The organism is Fibrella aquatica, from assembly GCF_041321135.1.
GTDB classification, from domain to species: Bacteria; Bacteroidota; Bacteroidia; order Cytophagales; family Spirosomataceae; genus Fibrella; species Fibrella aquatica.
The window spans coordinates 52,906-75,439 of the sequence record NZ_JBGGWF010000010.1 but is presented as its reverse complement, the minus strand read 5'-3'; the positions used below and the strand labels follow the sequence as shown (position 1 = coordinate 75,439).

Below are 22,534 nucleotides of genomic sequence, written 5' to 3'. Positions count from 1 at the left end.
TTTTAACGACTATCCAGACTCAATTGACCTCTACTTCGAGCTATAATTCGGCGCTTCTTTCGAAATCTGAATATCGTGGGGGTGGCTCTCTTTTGAACCGGCGGTGGTGATCTTCACGAATTTCGCCTGTTGCAGCGCAGGTACGTCGGCAGCACCGCAGTAGCCCATACCCGCTTTCAGACCACCTACCATCTGGTAGATAATTTCCGATACTTTTCCCTTCACCGGCACCCGACCTACAATACCTTCGGGAACGAGCTTCTTGATGTCGTCTTCGGCATCCTGGAAATAGCGATCTTTCGAGCCCTCTTCCATGGCTTCCACTGAGCCCATACCCCGGTAGCTCTTGAAGCGGCGACCTTCAAACAACACCACTTCGCCGGGGGCTTCTTCCGTACCGGCGAGCAGTGATCCGATCATCACCGTACTGGCTCCACCGGCAATGGCCTTGGTGATATCGCCGGAGAAACGAATACCGCCATCAGCAATAATGGGAACGCCCGTGCCGAGCAGTGCCTTGGCTGATTCATAAACGGCGGTTAGCTGTGGCATCCCGATACCGGCAATGATTCGCGTGGTGCAGATGCTACCGGGGCCTACGCCTACTTTAACGGCGTCGGCTCCGGCATCGGCCAGGGCTTTTGCACCATCGCCGGTGGCCACGTTACCGGCAATGACCTGTAGGTTGGGGAATTTCGTCTTGATGTTCCGAACGGCATCGAGTACACCCCGTGAGTGGCCATGCGCCGTATCAAGGCTCACCACATCGACACCTGCTTTTACCAATGCTTCGATGCGCTGAATCAGGTCGGGGGTTACGCCAACGGCAGCACCAACGCGCAGGCGACCCAACTCGTCTTTACAAGCATTGGGATGGCTTTTGCGTTTTAGAATATCCTTGTACGTAATCAGGCCTACCAGTTTGTACGCTTCATCGACGATAGGGAGCTTCTCGATTTTGTACTCCTGAAGCATATTCTCCGCATCTTCAAAAGACAGCCCCACTGTAGCCGTGATCAGGTTAGCGCGCGTCATGATGTCGGTGACAGGCAATGTAAGGTCGCGCTGAAAACGAAGGTCACGGTTTGTCAGAATGCCAATCAGTTTGCCATCGGCATCAACGATGGGAATACCGCCAATCTTCGATTCGCGCATGATCCGGTGCGCATCCGACAGTTTCGAGCCTTCAGTGAGCGTGATCGGGTCGATGATCATACCACTTTCTGAGCGTTTCACCTTGCGGACCTGTTCGGCCTGCCGTTCGATGCTCATGTTTTTGTGGATCATACCAATGCCGCCTTCCTGCGCCATAGCAATAGCCAGGTCAGATTCAGTAACCGTATCCATGGCGGCCGAAACGAGTGGAACGTTCAGACGGATGGTGCGTGTAAGTTGTGAAGTGGTGTTGGTGTCTCTCGGTAAAACCTCCGAATAAGCGGGGAGGAGGAGTACGTCGTCGTAGGTGAGTGCCTCGTACAGAAACTTGCTGGCGTCTAAGCTCATGGCAAATAAGCAGGGGATGTTATTTGCCGGACAAAAGTACTACTAATCTGCGGAACTTAGGTAATGGAATTGTTAAGTTGCTTGAACTAGCTGGGAAATAGGCTTGTACTGGGGCTACTTGCCAATACAGAAACGGCCAAAAATCGAGGCTAACAAGTCATCGGTTGTCACTTCACCAGTCAACTCACCTAGCTCGCGGAGGGCGATGCGGAGGTCCATGGCGATCCAGTCGGCCGACGTACCTGCGTCGATGGCCGCAATGGCGTGGGCCAGCGCGTCGTCGGTAGCGGTGAGGTGCTGAAGGTGCCGGGCGTTGGTTACTACCGAGCTACCTGACTGCATGGCCGAATCGGTTCGGGCGCGGGCCGATAGCACGGTTTTTAACGCGTCGATCTGCGCATCTTTAGCCGAAATCCAGATGATTGCCCGATCGCTAGGCACGTTGCCGGGTACGTTATTCGCTGGCGAAAGGGCATAGATACTGCCGTCAAGGGTTTGACGCGTTGCGTCTGATATAGCGTCGACTTTGTTGCCAACCAGCACGTACGGTTTGCCCGATTCGTGCAGTTCGGCGATGGCTTGCTGGAGTTCGTCGGGCGTAGTGGTGGTACCGTCGAAGAGGTAAACGACCAACGCAGCCTTATCGATCTGTTGCCTGGTACGGGCCACGCCAATGGCCTCAATGGTGTCGGTGGTGTCGCGCAGACCGGCCGTGTCGATCAGGCGGAAACGAACGCCGTCGATGAACAACTCATCCTCAATGACATCACGGGTGGTGCCGGGAATATCAGAGACAATGGCTTTTTCTTCGTTCAGCAAGGTATTCAACAACGTCGATTTACCTGCGTTGGGTTTACCCACAATCACAGTAGGAACGCCATTTTTGATCACGTTTCCGGCCGTAAATGACTCGATCAGCGGTTGAATTACGCCACGGATCGTTTGCATGAGTCCACGCAGTTGATCGCGTTTGGCAAATTCAACATCCTCTTCGCCAAAATCCAGTTCCAACTCAACTAAGGCGACAAAGTCGATCAGTTGCTGGCGGAGGTCTTTCAGCCGTTTAGAGAAACCACCCCGCAGTTGACTCAACGCCGCCCGGTGACTCGCCGCCGAATCGGCCGCAATCACGTCGGCTACGGCTTCTGCCTGAATGAGATCAAACTGTCCGTTCAGAAAAGCCCGTTGCGTGAACTCACCCGGTTTGGCTAGCCGTGCCCCCGCATTGGTCAGCTCGGTCAGAATCTGCCGGATAATGTACTCCGACCCATGACACGAAATCTCGACGACATCTTCTTTCGTGAACGATGTCGGACTCTGAAAAATCGTCACCAACACCTCATCAATAATGACATCACTAGCCGACCGGAACGTGCCGAAGTGAGCTGTATGGCTGGGCTGCTGCGTCAGGTCTTTTCCGCTAAACCGGTTGTTTGTCAGTGCAATAGCGCCTTCGCCCGACACACGGATAACGGCAATGGCGCCAATACCCGGTGCAGTGGCCAACGCCGTAATGGGTTCAAGTTGGTGGATCAAAGGTAGTTTGAAGTTTGAGGTTTGATGTTGCGTTGCCGGTCCGGCGTTACGTGCTCTGGCAACGCAACATCAAACCTCAAACGACAAACTTCAAACGATAGAAGTTGGTATCAATTTCGGGAAAATAGGCAGGCGACTGACTACGCTCATCAGGCGGGACTCGACAGGTACGTTGGGAATGTCCAGCGCATCGGCGTGATCGTTGCCGAGAAAGAAACGCATCTGTGCCGCCGCGAGGTTCCGGGCATTCTCGCTGCCGGCCTGTTTACCAATGGTGTCGAGCAGGGCTTTGGTGAGGCCCGAACCGGCTTCCGATGGGTTAAACTGCCGTTGCACAATCAGCTTATCAAGGTGGAAAGCTTCGCGGGAATTCTTGGGAAGCAGCTCTTCAGCTACGCCGTTGATATAGCCGACTACATTGATGTGGTGCAGGTAATCTTCTTCTTCCTGGTTCGTTACAGAAACCCCCATTTTCCGAAGACCACGTAACACAATATAACCAAACGAGCCAATGGTACCCACCATATCTTCCTGACAAACAGGCATCCCCCACTCCATATTCCAGCGCCCCGTGTGTAACCCAAACCAGCGCGAAGCGGCATGGATCAGGCGAATTTTAAGGGTATAGTTGATGGCTTTCGACGAATCTCTCCAGTTTTTCGGGTCGTTCACCGCGAATACCCATTCGCCGGTTTCCTGCAAACGTCGGGCAGTGTCGGTGCGGATTCGGTCGGTGAGCCAGAGCAGTTGTACGCCGTTGGCACCCAGGTACGTATAGGGTAATGAGAACGTACCCAGAATGAGCCCGATTACGCCGATGTGTTGCTGATAAAAAGCCATTCCGCGTCGCATCTGAGCCTCATTGGCCCAGATAGGCAAGTGAGCAAAGTCGGTGAAAAATTGCTGAACTGCCTCGGGCTGAGTGCTGGTGTCGAAGTCGGTGTTATTGGCCAGCCAGCGCATTAACGTACCCACGCCTTCGCGGCCTCCGTCGGCTACCACGTTGGCAACGACGGCATCGGCAGGCGGATCGCCTACTTGTCGGTAGGCCTCAAGTTGAGCGCTGGTAAAGGTGCGGGTAGGGGTAATAGGAGTGGCCATAACAGGAAAGCTGTTTTGACTGACTAACAAAATGTGGATGCGTTTGATTGCATCGTGAAACACCCGCTAGAGTTTAATCTGAAGGCCATCGTAGCCTAGCTGTACACCGGCAGGAAGCACTTGATTGATTTCACGGTGAAGGCCCATCTGATGGCTTATATGCGTCAGGTATGTTCGCTCGGGCTTGATACGCTCGATGAGCGCCAGCGATTCACTCAGTGCAAAATGAGAGAGGTGAGGTTCCTGACGCAGGGAGTCGAGCACCAATACACGCGTTCCGTAGACCTTTTCCAACTCGGCGTCGCTGATGTAGTTAAGATCAGTCAGGTACGTAAAATCGCCGATTCGAAAGCCGAAGACGGGCAATTTATGGTGCAACACGTTGATAGGAATGACGGGAACACCCATCACCTCGAATGGTTCGTTGCGAATCTCGTAGGTGTCGATGCGGGGAATGCCGGGATACTTGTGTTCGGCGAAGATGTATTCAAATTCCCGCTCCAACTGCCTAAGCACGCTGGAGCGGGCATAAACCGGTATATCCTGACCTGAACGGAAGTTAAACGCACGTACCTCGTCCAGACCGGCAGTATGATCTTTATGCTCGTGAGTGAACAGTACGGCGTCGAGGTTCAGTAGATTTAGCCGGAGCGCCTGCTGACGGAAATCAGGCCCGGTGTCTATCACGAAGCTTTTGCCCGCCACCAGGATGTGCGCCGATGTGCGGAGCCGCTTATCGCGAAAATCGACAGACCGGCAAACGGGGCACTGGCAGCCAATCATCGGAACGCCCGACGACGTACCCGTACCGAGAAGGGTGACGACCATGAGTAATGAGTGAATTAGCGAATAAGTGATTGAGTGAATGAGCCGCTAGTGTAAAACGCTACGGATAGTGTCAACGAGGCTATTTGCGTAGTATTTCAGATTAGTCACTCATTCACTCATTCGCTCCGGGCGGCGTTCCGCATTCACTCATTTTTACTTGTCCGTAAGTTGATTGACCACTTCAACGAGGCGGTCGAAATTGAGGGGCTTTACCAACACATCGTTAAAACCAGCCGACTTGAATTCTTCTTCCGTATAGTTGCGGGCGTTGCCTGTGATGGCTACGATGGGTACGTTGGCTTTCGTTTGATCACTAAGGGCACGGACCTGCTTTACGCATTCCATACCATCCATGACGGGCATATTAATATCGAGCAGCAGGATAGAAAAATCTTCTTTATCAAGAATCTGCAGTACCTGCTCGCCGTTTTTTACCGCCGTAATATCGTAGTTCTGAAACTCCAGAATTTTACGGGCGAGGTTTTGAATGACGGAACTGTCTTCGGCAATCAGGACACGTTTTGAGGAAGCCATGCGGTTCGTAGGGTCTGTTTTCGGTGGGTGAAATTAACGTAAAAAGCTCAGCCTATTTCACCGGAGGCTAAAATCGGTCTCAGAATTTTTTAGATACTTATGTAGGTATCGAATCGGACTTTTTGTAGATTCAACTTTTTAAACTATATTATCGATAGGTATTGATGAGTTAATTTTTGGGTGGGCGGATGCACCCGTCCGGCTTGCAGATCTCTCTAACTACTGACCCATAAGCAATGAAACTTACAGGACCACGGGGTGACTTCGAACTGAATATACTGGACTATGAGTACAGCGATTCGAGCGATTTTTTAGATCGCAACTGGCTTATTGTAAGTATGGTAACCAAAGAAGGGGCTCAACAGTCGACCCGGACGCTTACGTTTCTGTCGACCTGGGAGCTGGAAATGCTTCATAGCTGGATGCAATCGGTTATCGATAATGCCGAACTAGCGCCCAAGCTGACGTTCATTGAACCATCGCTAAGTTTCTGTAATCTTTCTGACGGCAAAGAACACTACGTTTTTCGAATAGGCATGAACAAAGAGGCCTCGCCAAAATGGCACGATGATCACTCAAAAACGTATTGGCTACCCGTAACACCCAACAAAGACGAACTTCGACAAGCGATCAACGACCTTGCTCAGCAGCTAAATAAGTTTCCCGTCCGGGCGTAGGTGACTTCTGTGAATGGGTACGCGGATCTCGCAGATTTAAAAGGATTTACACGGATTTTTGGATTTAGAGGGATTTGCTATGCCTCAGTCTAAAAATCTGCGTACTCAATCAAAAATCCGCGTGAATCGGTTTAAATCTCTTTAATCCGCGTACCTATCAAAAAATCCATGAATTCGGCGAAGGCGGCTTCAAGTGCTTTAAGTTCCTGCGCTAACTGACTGGTGTCCTGAACTTTCAGTTTGCCTTCTGCTTCACGGGCAATACGCGCCAGCCGCGCCACACCAACCGTACCGGCGCTCCCTTTTAGCGTATGCAGATGGCTCTTCACTGTAGCAATATCACCCGCTGCAAAGGCCGTCAGCGACTCCGTTACTAACTCGGTGGCCTCGGTTACGAAATCCTCAAAAACGCTTTCGACCAGCTCGGCCCCACCAATGTCGCGCAACTGCTCCAGTATCTCCGTATCTATCACAGGTACGTCAGCGTAGGCTTGTAGAGACGGAAGACTTTCCGTCTCCCGTGCGTCAGCAACTTTTTCAGGCATTTGCTGATGCACGGGAGACGGAAAGTCTTCCGTCTCTATAGCTTTTCTGCCCTTCTTCACAATCTCAGCCACTTTGGCAATCAGGCCCTGGGCGCGGATAGGCTTGGCAATGTAGTCATCAAGGCCCTGACTCAGGAACCGTTCGCGGTCTTCCCGCATCGAATAGGCCGTCATGGCTACGATGGGCGGTAATTGCGCCGCGTACTGGGTACGTAGATAGCGCGTGGTTTCAACACCGTCCATGTCAGGCATCTGGATATCCATGAAAATTACGTCGAACCGGTTGTTGCCCTGCCCGCTGCCAGCCGCTACTTTCTCGATGGCTTCGGGGCCGCTCGACGCCGTAGTAACCACACAACCCGATTTACGGAGAATCTCGCTGGCCACTTTCCGGTTTACGGCGTTGTCGTCGACGAGCAAAATAACGGGCTTATAGTCGGTGAAAAAGTCGGTCACCTTCATGTCGGCGGCGGCTTCGCTTTGGCTTTGCGTGGGGCTAATGGCGGTTTCTTTCAGCTCAAGCGTAAACCAGAACGTACTGCCCATACCCACGGTCGACTCAACACCCACTTCGCCTTTCATCAGGGCCGCCAATTCCTTCGAGATCGACAGGCCGAGTCCCGTACCACCAAATGTTTTGCGTGACGACGTATCGACCTGGCTGAACGAATTGAACAGTAACCCAATGTTTTCGGCGGAAATGCCAATGCCCGAATCGCGCACCTCAACTTTAATGCGATTGAATTTACCGCGTTTGCTCACCAGCGAAGCCGCTACCTCCACGGTGCCATCTTCGGTAAATTTCAAGGCGTTCGACGTCAGGTTCGACAAGATCTGGAGCATCCGGGTTTGGTCGGCAATCACGAATTTGGGTAATTCGGGGCTAAGCGTGTAGAACAGGCGGTTGCCTTTGGCGTTAGCCTGCTGACCAAACAAGGCAATGAGTTTCTCGAAGACCTCGCTCAGAGTCACTGGCGCTTCGTGCAACACCATTTTACCCGCCTCGATTTTCGACAAGTCGAGAATGTCGTTCAGAATGTTCAGCAGCGTTTCCGACGAGCGGCGAATGGTGCGCACATAGTCGCGTTGTTCGTCGTTTAGCACGGTGTCGTTCAGCAGGTCGACCATGCCGATGACGCCGTTCATGGGGGTACGTATCTCGTGGCTCATGTTGGCCAGAAAACGTTCTTTTACTTTCAGTGACCGTTCGGCTTCGTCTTTCGCCTTCACCAGTTCGGCCGATTGTTTTTTGAGTTCGGTGATATCTCGGGCCAGCGCGGCCACTACCGAGTAACGACCATCTTCATCTTTCAACAGCAGCATGTTGAACATAAACTGTCGTTCAGACCCGTCTTTCCGACGCAGTGTGGCCTCGAAATTGCGCACCGACCTGGTACGTACCAGCTTGAACAAGGCCCGCCGAATCACGCCGGGATCGACGAAATAGGTCAGCGCATTCTGGCCCAGCACTTCGTCGGGCGTATAGCCGCTCCGTTTAAATATTGACGGGCTAACCATGGTAATTTCCCCGTGCCTGTCAACGCGGACGTATATATCCTGGAGGTTTTCGAAGATGCCCCGGAACTTCTCTTCGCTCCGTTCCAAGTTCAGTTGCGCACCTTTCCGGTTCGTGATGTCGCGGCCAATGCCCGATACTTCTTCGATGACCCCGCCCGACAGCAGAATTGGATTCAGGTGTAATTCGAGCCACGCCTCTTTTCCGCCCAGCTCAAGGCGCATCTCGAAGTTTTGTGCTATTCCTTTAAATGCCAGTTTGTACCGATCGTCGAGTAGTTGCTGGTTATCATCGCCGATGCCACGCCATCCCTGATTTTCGGCGCTAATGAATAGCCGGGGTTGCTCGTTGGTCAATTGCTGAATCAGCCCGGCGTAGTTCTGGTTGAATGACGTTAACTGTAATGCCTTATTGACCGACCAGATCAGGTACGTGCTGCTGTTGAAAATGGCGTTCAGGCGGGCGGTTTGCTTATTCAGCGCGGCTTCGGCCTGTTTGCGGGCAATGGCCAGTGCCACTTGTCCCGAAATAAATTCGAGCAGTTCCAGATCGCGGGGGCCATAGAGGCTGGGATCGGTATACGATTTGACGCCGATGATGCCCGTGATTTCGTCACCAATCCGAAGCGGGGCAGTCAGCATCAGCTTGGGTTGCTGTTGTCCATAAAGGTCAATCTGGTGTTCCTCGGCGAGGTGCAGAATGTCGGTGTCGCGCAGGAAAAGCGGTTTGTCGGCCTGAATAGTGTATTCGGTGAGGCCGGTGCCCAGTCTCTTTTTGGTGAAGCGCATGTTTCCCTGAAACGACTCGTCGACGTAGTAGGGGAAGGTTAGGTACTTTTTGCTCTGGTCGTAGAGCGCAATGAAGAAGTTGCTGGCGTCGATGATGTTACCTAGTTCGCGGTGTACGCGCTGGTAAAAGTCATCAAGGTTAGGCATGTTCAGCGTCCAGCTGGCAATGCTGTAGTAGAGGCGCTGTGCTTTTTCGGCCCTGATCTTCTGCGTGATGTCGCGCAGGATACACCGGAAAGCGGTTGGTTTTCCCTGATCGTAGCGGCAGTTGACGCTACCCGACAGAAAGAGCGTACGACCATCGCGGCTGCGGAAAACGGTTTCAAACGACGGATTGGGTTCTCCTTCCTGCACCCGTTGCAACCGGTCGATGGTGCTTTTAACGTAATCGGGGTGCAGCACATCGCGCAGGGTGAGCGAGGCAATCTGATCGGCGCCATAGCCCAGTAGCTCGCGCCAGGCTTTGTTTACGAAAATGAACTTACCGTCGAGCGTTATCAACTGAATCAGGTCACTCGTGTTGTCGACTAGATCCTGCAATTGGGCGTTGGTGTTGCTCAGAGCCGAGGCCACGCGCCGTTTGCTGGTCAGGTCTTCGCCAATGATTGTAAAAGCGTCCGTTCGACCACCGGTACCACTCGGAATAAACGAGTTCAGGTGAACATTGCGCGTTGATCCGCTCTTGGTCAATAGCTGAATTTCACGCTGTTCCGGGAAACTTCCCCGCTCAAGTGCCTCCCGAAATAATTGCTCCAGCACAGTCCGATCAGCCGGGGGAACGAGGACGTCGAAGAAGTTGCGGCCCACAATTTCGTCGATACTCCAGGCGGTAACGCGCAGTGCATACGGGTTCACGTACGAAACAGAGCCGTCGTGCTCAACGGTCAATCCGATCAGGTTTAGTTGGTCAACGGTTTTTCGGGCGTCAAACGGTTGGGTGGTAGTCATGGAGTTATTTACGATGTACGATAGACGAATTACGATTTAGTGCCATATGCCAGCGTGATGTCACAAAGGTCAATAACACTGGCAAGTCATAACCAAATCTTACGTCATATATCGGTTAATTCAAGGGAAGGATCCCAAAGTCGAGTTTTAAAATCAACAACGGTATCGTCGACGACCTGCATGCCTTCAGCTTCGAGGAGTTCCTGCATCCGGGTAGGTGATCCGAAAAAATTCTTACCTGATAATACGCCCAGTCGGTTAATGACGCGATGTGCAGGTACGTTCGGTTGGCCGTGGCTTGCACTCATAGCCCAACCCACCATTCGGGCACCGGCGCGCAGGCTTAGGTACTGCGCAATGGCCCCGTAGGTTGTAACGCGCCCCGCAGGTATCTGCCGAACAACGGCGTAAACATCTTCGAAATAATCACGGGGAGGGTCGGATACTGAGCCGTCGGCAGTAGTGATGGTGCGTTTTGTGGCCATACGTAAATATACAACGGAACGCCCGTTCGGCATAGTCTGCAAAGACATGGCCAAACGGGCGTTGTATGAGTCAAAGTTAAACCGTTATACGCATGCTTCGCCCCGCCGGGGCTTAGACTTTTTCGTCAATGCTAGGTTCTACCGATGCTACGGCCCGCTGGGCCTTTGAGGGTGAGCATCCGCCACAGGCCCAGTGGGCCGCAGCATCGGTAGTCAATCATACATACCCCTGTCAACCAGAGCCCCAGCGGGGCGAAGTATGCGTTTCGAGAGTATTTACAGTTGATTAACAATGCCTCTCTATTTCACCAGATTCTTGAATGCTGATCCGAAAATTAAGTAGCTGGTATTGCCACCAATCGTGCCTTCATTCTGGCCCCAGAAAAATGGCCAGTCGTCATAGTTTTCAAAGTGATCGGGCTGTCTGAACAATAAGCCCGGCGCAACATTGCCCGGTATAAAGGAGAAATCAGCCCGGTTGTTGCCGTAGAATACCGCTTTGGGACGGGTAGCGCCCACCGTTGCTACCAATGAATAATTGTGGTACGGGTGGCAGCCATAGAGATAGTTAGCGGCCTTATACGCATGGCTTTCGCTGATGATGTCCGGGAAGTATTTGCTGGCGAAGCAAATGGTAGTACCAAAGTTTATCACATCGCCGCTACCTGCCCAGTTACGAAGCCCAATGGGCACGCCGTATGGATTATCCTTCTCCAGATTTTCGATGTAGGCTTTGTACTTGACAATATAGGGCTGGAGCTTTGCCTTGTACGCTGCGTCCATGTGCGGTATGGCATCTAGGGCGGTCAGCAGGGCGAACGTAAGATTGCGATCAAGGGCAGGCCATAAAGCTTGCTGAAATTTATCAACGTATTCTTTTTCACCGGTCGATATATACAATTGGAGATTAGTGCCAATATCAGCCCCCCGTCCCCGCCTGCCTAGGCTATCTTGCGACCGATTAGCCATTAATTCCGTTGACTCTTTCAGCAATCTTTTTGACTGCTTCAACGCTCTGGCTGAAAGATCGTCATTATACCCCTTCAGCGCCCGGCTGGCTGCGGCAAACATCGTTGCTGCACTTAGGTCGAGGCCGGGATTGCGGCTGGTGAAGGCCCACAAGTCATCTTTCACGCCGCTCGACCGGCCGTCGGCCGCTACTTCATACGGCCCCAGTTTGGGATCATAAGGCAGACCGTCGGTTAAGGAAGCAGCATCGCCGAGGTGATGGTAATTGTCGAGCACTGCATTCGAGAGTGTTTGGGTCATGTGGCCAACAATCTCGGCCTGAGCTACCAGGTTCAACGTGCCGTGCTCAATAAACTGTAATACGTCTGGTGTGCCATCGGGGCGGTGAAGGTCAACATAGCGTTGCTTTTGGTCAACAAACGTCTGATCCCGTAATGGCTTGAACGATTCCCAGGTACGTACGAAGTTTTGCACCACGCCAATATTCGATCCGGTCTCGATGTCAAAATCACCCGCATCGAAAAATCCGCCCACGTTCAATCCCGGGATCAGTTCAAGCGCTTTATATTTTGTATCGGTTTTGGGCCCCTGGGCATGCAAGTCGAAGTGGTCCGTGTTTGGCGGTGCCTGCCGATAGCCTTCCTTAAACGGCTCGCCATGCCATACCCGGTACGCTTCGTTTACGAACATATGATCCATATGAATCGGAATCCAGATATCGCTCGTGGCATCGGTGATTTTGTCGTAGACGTTATCTTGAATTAAAAAATTATTCGTTTTAATACTTCCGTACTGGATATAATATATGCCAGGCGTTTTAACCGACGAGAAGTCAAACTTTACGTAGTTGTATTTGAAATAATTTCCCCAGGAGGCAATTTTTCCAGTAAATACTTTGGTCGCTTTGCCGTCGTCTCCAATTTTAAATAGGGTTGATGTGGCGAGTGGTTTGTCTTTTTTGTCGAGTTCAATCACCGCAACTTTCGCTTGAGAAGGCATGTAGCCCACTTGAGAAAAACCGATGTTCGGCTCTCGTACCCAACCCGGAATGGCATTTGGTTCAACCGTCCAACTCAATACCTTACCCGTTTTTCCGGCGGGTAGTAAACTACGGACAACAAACCAGCCATTTTGGGCCAGCATACGACCATCAAAAAGCATCAGATCGGCATCGGCTGAGGTGATTTTAACCAGGCGTTCCGGTTCATCAGGGGCCAGAAGTAAGGTACGTCCGGTTTCGAGGGGAAGCGGATCAATGTATTTGCCGGTTCCTCGGTCGTCTGATGTTTTATATCCTTTATACTGTTTTGGCTTTTCACTGTTCGGCTTCGTAACGGTGTTACCTACAACATAGCGTGGAAACCGGTTGTAACGTCCATCCATCAAATAGGCCTTCTGCCAGTATTGCGAGGGAAGAAACTCCAGATTGAATCCGGCACTGCCTTCGAGTGCTTTGGGAATGGGTTTATCCAGATAAACAGCAATCTCGACTCCTTTACCTTTCGCCGTTACCACCACTCGCGACTCAAAATCATAATCGGCATATTTTAAGGTAGCCTCAATGGTTTGGGTGGCCGTATTTACCTTCCGGTTTGATATGTTGGGCACGAGGTCCCACTGCTCCGGCGTGTGGGAGAGCCGTACGGCACCACCCTGCGCTGTGCGTACGCCGTGGTGAATCAATTCGATCCCGGCGTTCTTCTCATCGTTAAATCCCCCGGTAAACAGGTTGTTGTATACAAGTACGTTGACGCCCTGCGTCTCGAAATACTCAAGCTTGTTGAGTTTCAAACCCTGGGCCGACGCATACGTGAATGCTACCAGCAGTTGCAGGGCAACTAGTAAAAATTTTCGTCTTATCATGTTAATTCAAACTACCTATCCGTTTTCTGTTGCTCCGATTGCTAACGGGTGAAGAAGCCTGAAAGTGGTCTGATATACTATGCTAAAAACTTTGAAAATCGGTTTATAAAATCATCACCCTTGTTCTTTGAATATTTCTATAGAATAAGGTCAAAATCGTATAGTTAATTGATCAGTATTACTTCTAATCGACAGCTAAGGCAACTAGCTGGCTTTTTAACTTTTGTTGCGAAAATTGATTTGAAAATATACTATTTGACCAACGACTAAACTATTTCTGGAATACGAAAATCCATATTTCGGATATAGGCTGTCGTTCTTGCCGTTCGTTGGTTATCCCTTTTAGTGTGAAACGACTTTTAGTCCGACGATAGACCCTATCAACGTGCTGATAAAAAGCAATCGAAGAAAAGTAGCCGGTTCGTCAAAAACCAAAATGCCTACTAAAACAGTCCCAACTGCGCCAATACCTGTCCAAACTGCATAAGCGGTGCCGATTGGTAGTGTTTGAGTTGCTTTAATTAACAGTGCCATGCTGATAGTGAGAGCCACAATAAACCCTGCATACCATAAATACATTTCGTTGCCTGTGGCTTCTTTTGCTTTCCCCAAACAGAATGCAAAGGCAACTTCAAATAGGCCGGCAATAATTACGATAATCCAATTCATTTTTTACCTGTTAAAGCTATTTTTACTAATATTCTTTTGAAAAAATTTAGTTGATTTTATATAGTTTTTGATCTGCCAAAGGCAGGACTTTCTCATGAAAAATAGTTGTGCTAACAATTGCTGCCGAAAGGCCCTTCGACTAGGCGTCCCCGACAGGCTCAGGGTGGCATTACCACTCAAGGTTGTCATTCACATTCTTGAGTTTCCTGGTACGCCAGACCGGTGTCACCCTGAGCCTGTCGGGGACGCCTAGTCGAAGGGCCTCGCGTCAGCAATTGTTACGCTGAAAGTTTTTGTGAGAAAGCCCTGTCAAGAAGGTAAAGCGTAAGCGTTCGGTAGTTTTCTTTAGCCTCCTCCCCCCAAACTACTTGGTAATCCATTGCTTAGCCTCCTGAACTACATCACTGTGAGGGGTAAAGTTACCGGCCGAAGCCGACGATAAGGCGTGCTGCAACTGAGCCAATAGCTCCGGGGATTCATCGGGTAGCCCACCACGATGGCTGACAAATTCGCTGACAGTCAATAGTAAGTCTTGCAGATCGTCTTCCTGCTGAAGCCGGTCAATTTGATCGTGCAGGAGGCTTTTAAGGTCAGTTGTAGACATAGCAATACACTTTTTAACAAATATACGTGAAACCCACTCCGACAATTCTGCACCAGACCATTGTTAGGCAGCCTATCTCTGATCCCCGTCATACCGCCTTTTGTGATTACTTTTGAAGAAGCCAATTTGATCTTCTTCTGAATGACTGCTTTTCGCCAGACACTGCTAAGTGTCTTTTTCCTCCTGCCTTTCTCTGCCCAACTGCTTGCTCAGACGGCTGTTGCCCCTGCTCGTAAGCCTATTTCACTCCCCAACACCGTCCCCATGTTCCTGCGCAATACGGAACAATCGGCGCGGTGGGCCGATTCGGTCATGACCGATCTGTCTCTGGAACAGCAAATTGCCCAGCTTATTATGGTGGCGGGCTACTCGAACCGAACACGTACCTACGAAGATTCGCTGACCCAATTGGTACGTACCTGGCAACTTGGCGGCGTGGTCTTTTTTCAGGGTGGACCTATGCGGCAGGCCAAGCTGAGCAACCGGCTACAGGCCGCGTCGCAAATTCCGCTGCTGGTGGCAATGGATGCCGAATGGGGCATTGCCATGCGGCTGGATAGTACCGTGCGCTATCCGTATCAGATGACCCTGGGCGGCCTGCCCAAAGCTAGTGAAGGACTGATCTACCAGATGGGGGCCGACTTGGCTCGTCAGGCGCGGCGGCTTGGAATGCACGTCAATTTTGCGCCCGTTGCTGATGTTAACAACAACCCAAACAACCCGGTAATTAACTTCAGGTCGTTTGGCGAAGATAAATACGCCGTTTCCCGCAAGTCGCTGGCGTATCTGCGTGGTATGCAAGATAATCAGCTGTTAACCAGTATAAAGCATTTTCCCGGCCATGGCGATACGGGTACTGATTCGCATTACGACCTGCCGCTGATTGTTAAAAGTCGGGCGCAACTGGATAGTTTGGAGCTGTATCCGTTTCGGGAACTGATCAAAGCAGGGGCGGCGGGCGTCATGGTGGCGCATCTTAGCATTCCGTCGCTCGATAGCACGCGTAATCGGCCGTCAACGCTGTCGCCAAACATCGTGACGGGCTTGCTGAAAAATGAGCTTGGTTTTGGCGGACTGATTTTTTCCGACGCTATGAACATGAAGGGCATGACCAAGTTTTTTCCGTCTGGCCTGGCCGACCGTCGTGGTTTGGAAGCGGGTATGGACATTCTTGAATTTACCGAAAATATTCCGCTCGCCATTGCCGAAATATGCAAAGCGGTTGACGAACGTACCCTGTCGGCGCAGGCCGTGGCCGAGCGCTGCCGCAAAATGTTGATTGCGAAATACTGGGCTGGCCTGAATAACTACAAACCCATTGTGCTCGATGGCCTGGTGGCCGATCTGAACCGGCCTGAGTCGGAGGTGCTGAACCGCCGCCTCACCGAAGCCAGTATGACGGTGGTTACCAACAACCGCAATGTGCTGCCGTTGCAACGTCTCGACACGCTTCGCATTGCGTCGGTATCGGTTGAAGCCGTTGCACCAACGGTTTTCCAGAATCGCCTGGGCGACTACACAACGGTAACTCCGTATCAGATTTCGTCGAAATCGACGGATGCGCAGATAACGGCGCTGCTCGATTCGCTGAAGCAGTATAATACGGTACTGGTGGGGGTGCATCTGAACAATATCCGGCCGGGGGCCAAATACGGTATGATGCCCCGTACCGCCGAACTGGTGCAAAAACTAGCCAATACGGGTAAAGCGGTGATTTCGGTATTCGGCAACCCCTACGTGCTCGACCGGTTTGCCGACCTCGATAAGGCGCAGGCGATTGTGATGCCGTACCAACTCACCAATCACACCGAAGACCTCTCGGCCCAACTGATTTTTGGCGCTATTGGCGCATCAGGACGGTTACCCGTAACGGTGAATCAAACCTACCGTCTGGGCGATGGCGTGACGGTTCAGCCCATTGGCCGACTGAAATACACGATTCCCGAAGAGGTGGGCATCAGCAGCACGTACCTGGCGCAGCAGGTCGATTCGGTGGTAAATGTGGGCCTGAAGGCGAAGGCATTTCCGGGTTGTGTGGTGCAACTGGCCAAAGATGGTAAAGTCATTTTCCGTAAGGCATACGGTCAACATACCTATGATACAAGCCTCGGCGGCGATGCGCAACCCACCAAACTCGATGACCTATTCGATTTTGCGTCGGTAACGAAAGTAAGCACATCGACACCCGCCCTGATGCGCCTTGTCGATGCCGGAAAGTTCAACATCGATGGAACGATGGGCGAATACCTGCCTGGCTATAAGAAGTCGAACAAAGACACCGTTCGTTTTCGCGATGTGCTTACGCATCAGGCCAAGCTAAAGGCCTGGATTCCGTTCTGGCAAGACACTAAAAACCCAGATGGCACCTTCAAGAAAAACACCTTCAGCCCGGTGCGCTCAAGCAAATTTCCGATTGAAGTAACGGATAGCCTGTTCCTGCACCGCAAATATGCCAAAACGATTTTCGATAAGATCAAAGATTCGCCGCTGAGCGCCAAGCGAGATTATGTCTACAGCGACCTATCGTTTTATCTCTATCCGCAGATCGTTCAGCGCATCACCGGTGTGCCGTTCGAGACGTACATGAAAGACAGCCTCTACCGCCCAATCGGTGCTACCACGCTGACCTACAATCCACGGCGGTTCTACCCGCTCAGCCGGATTGTGCCAACGGAATATGATTCGCTGTTCCGCAAAACGCTGATCTGGGGACGGGTGCATGATGAAGGCGCCGCTATGCTCGATGGTCTGTCAGGCCACGCCGGTTTGTTCGGAACGGCCAATGACCTGATGAAGTTGACCCAATTGTATCTGCAACACGGTTCGTTCGGCGGTCAGCAGTTTATCAGTTCAGCTACGATCACGGAGTTTACGCGTTACCAGTTTCCTGAGCTGGGCAATCGTCGTGGGTTGGGCTTCGAGAAAGCGGCCTACAAATATAACGGCAACGCGCCCCGGCTTGCCAGCCCGTCGAGCTATGGGCACTCGGGTTTCACAGGTACGTTCACCTGGATCGACCCCGCCGTTGGTCTGAACTACGTGTTCCTGTCGAACCGGGTTTATCCCACGCGCAATAACAACAAGATTAGCGAGCTAAGCACCCGCACCGGCGTTGCTGATGCCTTCTACCGCGCGATACGTCGCGGAAACGATGTGATGTAATGGTGATGGAACGCGGATAAAAATGGAACACGGATTTCGCTGATTAAACGGATTTACGCAGATTTCGGATTTAAACGGATTGTCCAGTCGCAGCAGAGCAAATCCATTTTAAATCTACAAATCAGCGTAAATCCTTTTTAATCAGCGAAATCCGCGTACCCATACTCATCCGTGTACTATTGGTTTATGGAATTAGGCAGGTCACGGCATCAATGAGTTGTCTTTGTTGTTCAACTGGAAAACAGTGCCTGGTCGATGTTCTTCAAACGGTTCAGAAACAGTGCGAGTAGGGCCCGCCCCACTACCGATGCCGAGTATGTGGCGGCCTATAAGGCTACGGGTAGTCTGGAGCTGTTGGGCGAACTGTATGAACGGCATATGGAACTGGTCTACGCCGTGTGTTTCAAGTACCTGCGCGACGAAGCTGACAGCAAAGACGCTGTGATGCAGTTGTTCGAGCAACTCATTGTTGATCTGCGGCGGCACGAGGTCACCAACTTCAAAAGCTGGCTGCACTCGGTGGCCCGCAATTATTGCCTCATGCAGTTGCGTAGTCAGCGGGTGCGGGTGGGTGAAGGTGGTGATGCCGATCTGATCGATGAAGAACGCCCGGTGACTGAATCACTGGTGGTGTGGCCCAACGAAGCGCGGCCCGATGACTATGAAACGGCGCTGGATATAGAACGTCATCTTAGCCGTTTACCCGATGCCCTGCACCGCCTGCCCGACCCGCAACGCGTGTGCATCGACTTATTTTATTTGCAACAGAAAAGCTACGCCGACGTAGCCGATCTGACTGGATATGACCTCAAACAGGTGAAGAGTTACCTGCAAAATGGTCGCCGTAACCTGAAATTGATTTTACAGAAATGAATCGCCATTCGTCATCCCATACACCACCCGATCAGCTTTCTCTCGATGACCTTCGGGCCTATCAGGCCGACCAGTTAACCGGCGCAGCCCGGCACCGTGTAGAGCGTTTGCTGCTCGAAAATCCATTCTATGCCGACGCCCTCGACGGCCTCGACGCTTTACAGCAGGTAGGGGGAAACCTGAAATTGCAAACCCGCGATCTGCACGTTGCCTTGCAGGAACGGGTACACGAATCGGCCACCACCCAGCGCCTGATGCCGCTGTGGGTAACTAGTTTGGTCGCTTCGGTGCTGTTGGTTTTGTCTGTGTCGATCTACCTGATTTTCAATACGGCACAAAGGCAGAAACAGGCGGTACAAGCTGTTCCACAAGCCATTGAACCAGGTACCATACTGATTGACCCCGACGATCTGGGTACGTCAACGTCGGTTGAGACAACGCCAAACGTATCGGCAGTCGTAGCCAAACCGATTCAGGAAACGGCAGTGCCTGGTTCTGCCAGGAAAATATCCCGGAAGAGTTATCGGACACCTACGAAGAAAGCCGTGGTTGTGATAGAGGAAGCAGAGCCGGTTATGTATCAGCACTGCTCGTATTGCGCCATGAATGACGAAATGCCTTTGCTCCCCAAACTAGAGTTGGAGGCTCCTAACCGTCGCTACGTCAACACGGAGCGGGCGTTTTTAAATTAGAGAAGACAGGGCGATCTTCAGATGTTGGTGTGCAGGGCTTTTGTCATCCCTCCGTTGTCGGGATGACAAAAGCCCTGCTTGGTTTGAGATAACCAAATAGGTCAGGCGCTAGAGAAAGTTCTTAGATGGTGTGCTGCACCGCCTACGAATACGCTGGCTTATACGCCACGGCATCGATCACGATTTTGGCAATTATTTCGCGCATGATCTCCGACGTACCTCCAGCAATAGTGCCTACGCGGGCGTCGCGGTAAGCCCGACAGATCGGGTAGTCTTCCATGTACCCGTAGCCTCCGAAAAATTGAAGGCAGGTATCGATCACGCGTTTTTGCATTTCGGAAGTATGCAGCTTTGCCATCGAGCATTCTTTTACTACCGGTTCGCCCTGCGCAAAGAGCCAGCAGGTGTGGTACACGAACTGCTTCGCCACTGCTACTTCGGTAGCTACATCAGCAACTTGGTGTCTGATTGCCTGAAACTTTCCGATGGATTTACCGAAAGCTTCGCGCTCGTGCAGGTACGTTAGCGTCCACTCCAAAGCAATCTCGGCTCCCGAAACGGCCATGATCGCGGCTACCAGGCGTTCAAGTTGCAGGCTTTCCATCAGATAATAAAAGCCCGAATTCTCGACGCCTATCAGGTTGTCGGCAGGTACGTGTACCCCGTCGAAACGGATCTCGGCCGTGTCAGACGAGTGCCAGCCCATCTTATTTAGCTTGGTTCGGGTTATGCCGGGGCTGTTTAAATCGACCACGATCAGGCTGATACCGTTTAGCCCTTTTTCGGGGGCGGTCTTCACCGCTAGCGTGACAAAATCGCCGTAAGTGCCGTTGCTGATAAACGTTTTGGCCCCGTTGATGATGTATTCGTCGCCCAGGCGGTGGGCCGTTGTGCGTATAGCGGCTACGTCAGAACCTGTATCGGGCTCCGTAATGGCCAACGCCGCCACTTTCTGACCAGCGATGGCCGGGGCCAGGTACGTTCGTTTCAGGTGCTCACTCCCCGCTTTGGCAATATGGTTAATGGCCATGTACTCGTGGACGCTTACGGCGGTGGTAAACCCACCCATGCCGCAACGCGCCAATTCTTCAAGGAACACGACCGAAAACCAGAAATCGGTGTTGGAACCGCCATACGCTTCAGGGAAGGGGAGACCCAGAAACCCCAGTTCACCCATCCGCTGAAACACGGAGACCGGAATGCGCCGGGCTGTTTCCCAGGCCTCGGTGTTGGGTACAACTTCTTTGTCAATGAACTGTCGAACACTTTGCCGAAACAGGTCATGTTCATCGGAAAAATACAGCGAAGGGCGTTTCATGGTTTTTTTTTGTTGATGCGAGTTTGGGGGCAATTCGAGTATACTATCTACTGAGTGGCGTCCTATGTTCGCTCCTGAAAAATCCAGAAAAAGTCATTTCGCGTAGTTGAGCTAGATGGTCGATCAAAGCTACAGAATGCGGGCCATTCACAAAAACTATTAAACTTTTTGAAACAAACCCCCCGCATTACCGTTATCGGAACAGTCAATCAACGTAGAAATTTCATACTGCTAGTCTGGCAAAGCAATTTTTTAATGCTATAACTGATTGACAAGCAACTAATTAAGAAAAATAATTTGCCGGACTAAATCCATCAATCATCTTATTATGCAAAACGCACGTTTCGCTCTACTCATCGTTACACTCTTTTTTATTCAATTAACTGGCTACAGTCAGTCTCGTCAGCGGTGGAGCTTTGGTCCACGGGTGAATCTTAATCTAACCAACTTTGCTGGTCCCGACGCGGATACTTATGGCACTGGCGAGTTACCTTCTAATGCCAGTAGCGTAGAGACCAATCGGCTGTTGCCGGGTATCGAGGCAGGGGTAGGTTTTATGTACAGTGACATCAGTCGGTTTGGGTTTGCTTTTGATGTCTTGTACTCTCAGCGGGGTAATCAGACAGCCGCCACCACGAACAATACAGAGTTTACACGGAACACACGGCTCAATTATTTATCGGTGCCCATTACGGCGCGTTATTTTTTGAACCGGTCCGGTAATTTCCGGCCTAACGTTTATGCCGGTATCGTGCCTGCTGTTTTGCTTAGCACCAAGCAAGTTGACAAGCCTGCAAATTCAACGAATACAGGGAATGTTAACGACCGTTTCAAAAAAGGCGATTTGGGTCTGACTGCTGGTTTTCAAGCTAACTTCCGCACTGGCGACCGGCAGCGTTTCACGGTAGATGCCCGCTACACGTATGGTGTCCCCAACATTTCTGAATTCACCAGTAACCTGCATAATCAGATGATCACGGTTGGACTAGGCTATAACTTTGGTATCGGCCGTCAGTATCAGCCTGGTGATCGTAAACTGCCGATTCGCAACCGGTAGTTACAACTGGTGTCTGATGTCAACGAAGATCAGATACATAGAAATATTGGCTGTCAGTCTGTTTCGCAATAGGCTGACAGCCCAATTAAAACCATCAATCACCCTGTTATGAAAAACGCACGTATTACACTACTCATCATTGCACTTCTCTTTGTTCAATCTGTTAGCTACAGTCAGTCTCGGCAGCGGTGGAGTTTCGGTCCACGGGTCGGCCTGAATCTAACCAACTTCGTAGGCAGCGATGCGGTAAATGAGCAACGCAATGCGATTGATCCAGACTCGAGAGACAATCAATTACTGCCGGGGCTGTCGGCTGGCGTTGGTTTTATCTACAGCGACGTTAGCCGGTTCGGTGCCGCCGTTGATCTGTTGTATTCGCAGCGGGGCGTTCAGTCGAAGACCAATTTGGGTAGTGTTGCAACTACTTACACAAATCGGATCAATTACTTAGAACTGCCTATTACTGCCCGGTACTTCCTCAACAGATCTGGAAATTTCCGGCCTAACGTGTTTTTCGGGGTTGTTCCCGCTCTTCGCCTCAATGCGTACACTCGTGAAAAAGCGGCTGATGGTAAAGATGTCAAGACGGTTACTACAGACTTGTATCGCTCTGCTGACTTGGGTTTGACTGCAGGTTTCCAAGCCAACTTCCGGGTTGGTGATCGGCAGCGTTTCACTGCTGATGCCCGGTATACGCATGGCATTACGAATGTGGCAGTTAATTCTACTGACCTTCGTAACCAGATGATTACGATTGGTTTGGGTTACAACTTCGGCATTGGCCGTCAGTATCAGCCTGGTGATCGTAAGTTGCCAATCCGCAACTAGTCTGCTTTTCAGGTACGTTATATAACGCAACAGCCCGA

17 protein-coding genes are annotated in these 22,534 nt (G+C 51.4%); 6 read left to right on the top strand and 11 right to left on the bottom strand.

Annotated elements, in window-relative coordinates; translation table 11 throughout:
• Positions 1–30 precede the first annotated feature (30 nt).
• The 5 genes from guaB to ACAW87_RS19860 all read right to left on the bottom strand — a co-directional run bounded on the left by guaB (position 31) and on the right by ACAW87_RS19860 (position 5,502).
• Positions 31–1,503, bottom strand: a complete 1,473-nt coding sequence (gene guaB / locus ACAW87_RS19880; RefSeq protein WP_370725388.1) for an IMP dehydrogenase — start codon at positions 1,501–1,503, stop codon at positions 31–33.
• A gap of 114 nt (positions 1,504–1,617) precedes the next feature.
• Entirely contained in the window at positions 1,618–3,036 is a 1,419-nt protein-coding gene (mnmE, locus tag ACAW87_RS19875; protein WP_370725518.1) for a tRNA uridine-5-carboxymethylaminomethyl(34) synthesis GTPase MnmE, read from the bottom strand.
• A gap of 93 nt (positions 3,037–3,129) precedes the next feature.
• A complete protein-coding gene (locus ACAW87_RS19870; RefSeq protein WP_370725387.1) occupies positions 3,130–4,140 on the bottom strand; it encodes an oxygenase MpaB family protein in 1,011 nt (336 codons plus the stop codon).
• Positions 4,141–4,206: 66 nt separating this feature from the next.
• Positions 4,207–4,968, bottom strand: coding sequence for an MBL fold metallo-hydrolase (locus ACAW87_RS19865; protein WP_370725386.1), 762 nt, complete (start codon positions 4,966–4,968; stop codon positions 4,207–4,209).
• A 153-nt stretch (positions 4,969–5,121) separates the two neighbouring features.
• The gene (locus ACAW87_RS19860) at positions 5,122–5,502 is read right to left on the bottom strand and encodes a response regulator (RefSeq protein WP_370725385.1); all 381 of its coding nucleotides are present in this window, start codon (positions 5,500–5,502) and stop codon (positions 5,122–5,124) included.
• A gap of 236 nt (positions 5,503–5,738) precedes the next feature.
• Here ACAW87_RS19860 and ACAW87_RS19855 point away from each other — a divergent pair, with 236 nt between their 5' ends.
• The gene (locus ACAW87_RS19855) at positions 5,739–6,179 is read left to right on the top strand and encodes a WapI family immunity protein (protein WP_370725384.1); all 441 of its coding nucleotides are present in this window, start codon (positions 5,739–5,741) and stop codon (positions 6,177–6,179) included.
• 131 nt (positions 6,180–6,310) lie between these two features.
• Here the strand turns inward: ACAW87_RS19855 and ACAW87_RS19850 are convergent, their stop codons facing one another.
• The 5 genes from ACAW87_RS19850 to ACAW87_RS19830 all read right to left on the bottom strand — a co-directional run bounded on the left by ACAW87_RS19850 (position 6,311) and on the right by ACAW87_RS19830 (position 14,566).
• Positions 6,311–9,976 carry a PAS domain S-box protein gene (locus tag ACAW87_RS19850; protein ID WP_370725383.1) on the bottom strand — a complete coding sequence of 1,222 codons (3,666 nt, stop codon included), beginning with the start codon at positions 9,974–9,976 and terminating at the stop codon, positions 6,311–6,313.
• 104 nt (positions 9,977–10,080) lie between these two features.
• Complete coding sequence (locus ACAW87_RS19845; RefSeq protein WP_370725382.1) at positions 10,081–10,461, bottom strand: MGMT family protein; 381 nt, start codon at positions 10,459–10,461, stop codon at positions 10,081–10,083.
• Positions 10,462–10,761: 300 nt separating this feature from the next.
• Positions 10,762–13,293, bottom strand: coding sequence for a cellulase N-terminal Ig-like domain-containing protein (locus tag ACAW87_RS19840; protein WP_370725381.1), 2,532 nt, complete (start codon positions 13,291–13,293; stop codon positions 10,762–10,764).
• A gap of 342 nt (positions 13,294–13,635) precedes the next feature.
• A complete protein-coding gene (locus ACAW87_RS19835) occupies positions 13,636–13,962 on the bottom strand; it encodes a DMT family transporter (protein ID WP_370725380.1) in 327 nt (108 codons plus the stop codon).
• 364 nt (positions 13,963–14,326) lie between these two features.
• Complete coding sequence (locus tag ACAW87_RS19830; RefSeq protein ID WP_370725379.1) at positions 14,327–14,566, bottom strand: hypothetical protein; 240 nt, start codon at positions 14,564–14,566, stop codon at positions 14,327–14,329.
• Between the two features lie 141 nt (positions 14,567–14,707).
• Here ACAW87_RS19830 and ACAW87_RS19825 point away from each other — a divergent pair, with 141 nt between their 5' ends.
• The 3 genes from ACAW87_RS19825 to ACAW87_RS19815 all read left to right on the top strand — a co-directional run bounded on the left by ACAW87_RS19825 (position 14,708) and on the right by ACAW87_RS19815 (position 19,293).
• Positions 14,708–17,728 (top strand): serine hydrolase domain-containing protein, encoded by a 3,021-nt coding sequence (locus ACAW87_RS19825; RefSeq protein WP_370725378.1) that lies wholly within the window; start codon positions 14,708–14,710, stop codon positions 17,726–17,728.
• A 255-nt stretch (positions 17,729–17,983) separates the two neighbouring features.
• Positions 17,984–18,601 carry an RNA polymerase sigma factor gene (locus tag ACAW87_RS19820; protein ID WP_370725377.1) on the top strand — a complete coding sequence of 206 codons (618 nt, stop codon included), beginning with the start codon at positions 17,984–17,986 and terminating at the stop codon, positions 18,599–18,601.
• On the top strand, positions 18,598–19,293 hold the full coding sequence (locus ACAW87_RS19815) for a hypothetical protein (RefSeq protein ID WP_370725376.1): 696 nt from the start codon (positions 18,598–18,600) through the stop codon (positions 19,291–19,293). Before ACAW87_RS19820 ends, ACAW87_RS19815 begins: the two co-directional genes overlap by 4 nt.
• A gap of 142 nt (positions 19,294–19,435) precedes the next feature.
• Here ACAW87_RS19815 and ACAW87_RS19810 read toward each other — a convergent pair whose 3' ends face one another.
• Positions 19,436–20,611, bottom strand: a complete 1,176-nt coding sequence (locus ACAW87_RS19810; protein ID WP_370725375.1) for an acyl-CoA dehydrogenase family protein — start codon at positions 20,609–20,611, stop codon at positions 19,436–19,438.
• 328 nt (positions 20,612–20,939) lie between these two features.
• Between ACAW87_RS19810 and ACAW87_RS19805 the strand changes: the two genes are divergently transcribed.
• On the top strand, positions 20,940–21,668 hold the full coding sequence (locus ACAW87_RS19805) for a porin family protein (protein ID WP_370725374.1): 729 nt from the start codon (positions 20,940–20,942) through the stop codon (positions 21,666–21,668).
• Between the two features lie 108 nt (positions 21,669–21,776).
• Complete coding sequence (locus ACAW87_RS19800) at positions 21,777–22,496, top strand: porin family protein (RefSeq protein ID WP_370725373.1); 720 nt, start codon at positions 21,777–21,779, stop codon at positions 22,494–22,496.
• Positions 22,497–22,534 lie beyond the last annotated feature (38 nt).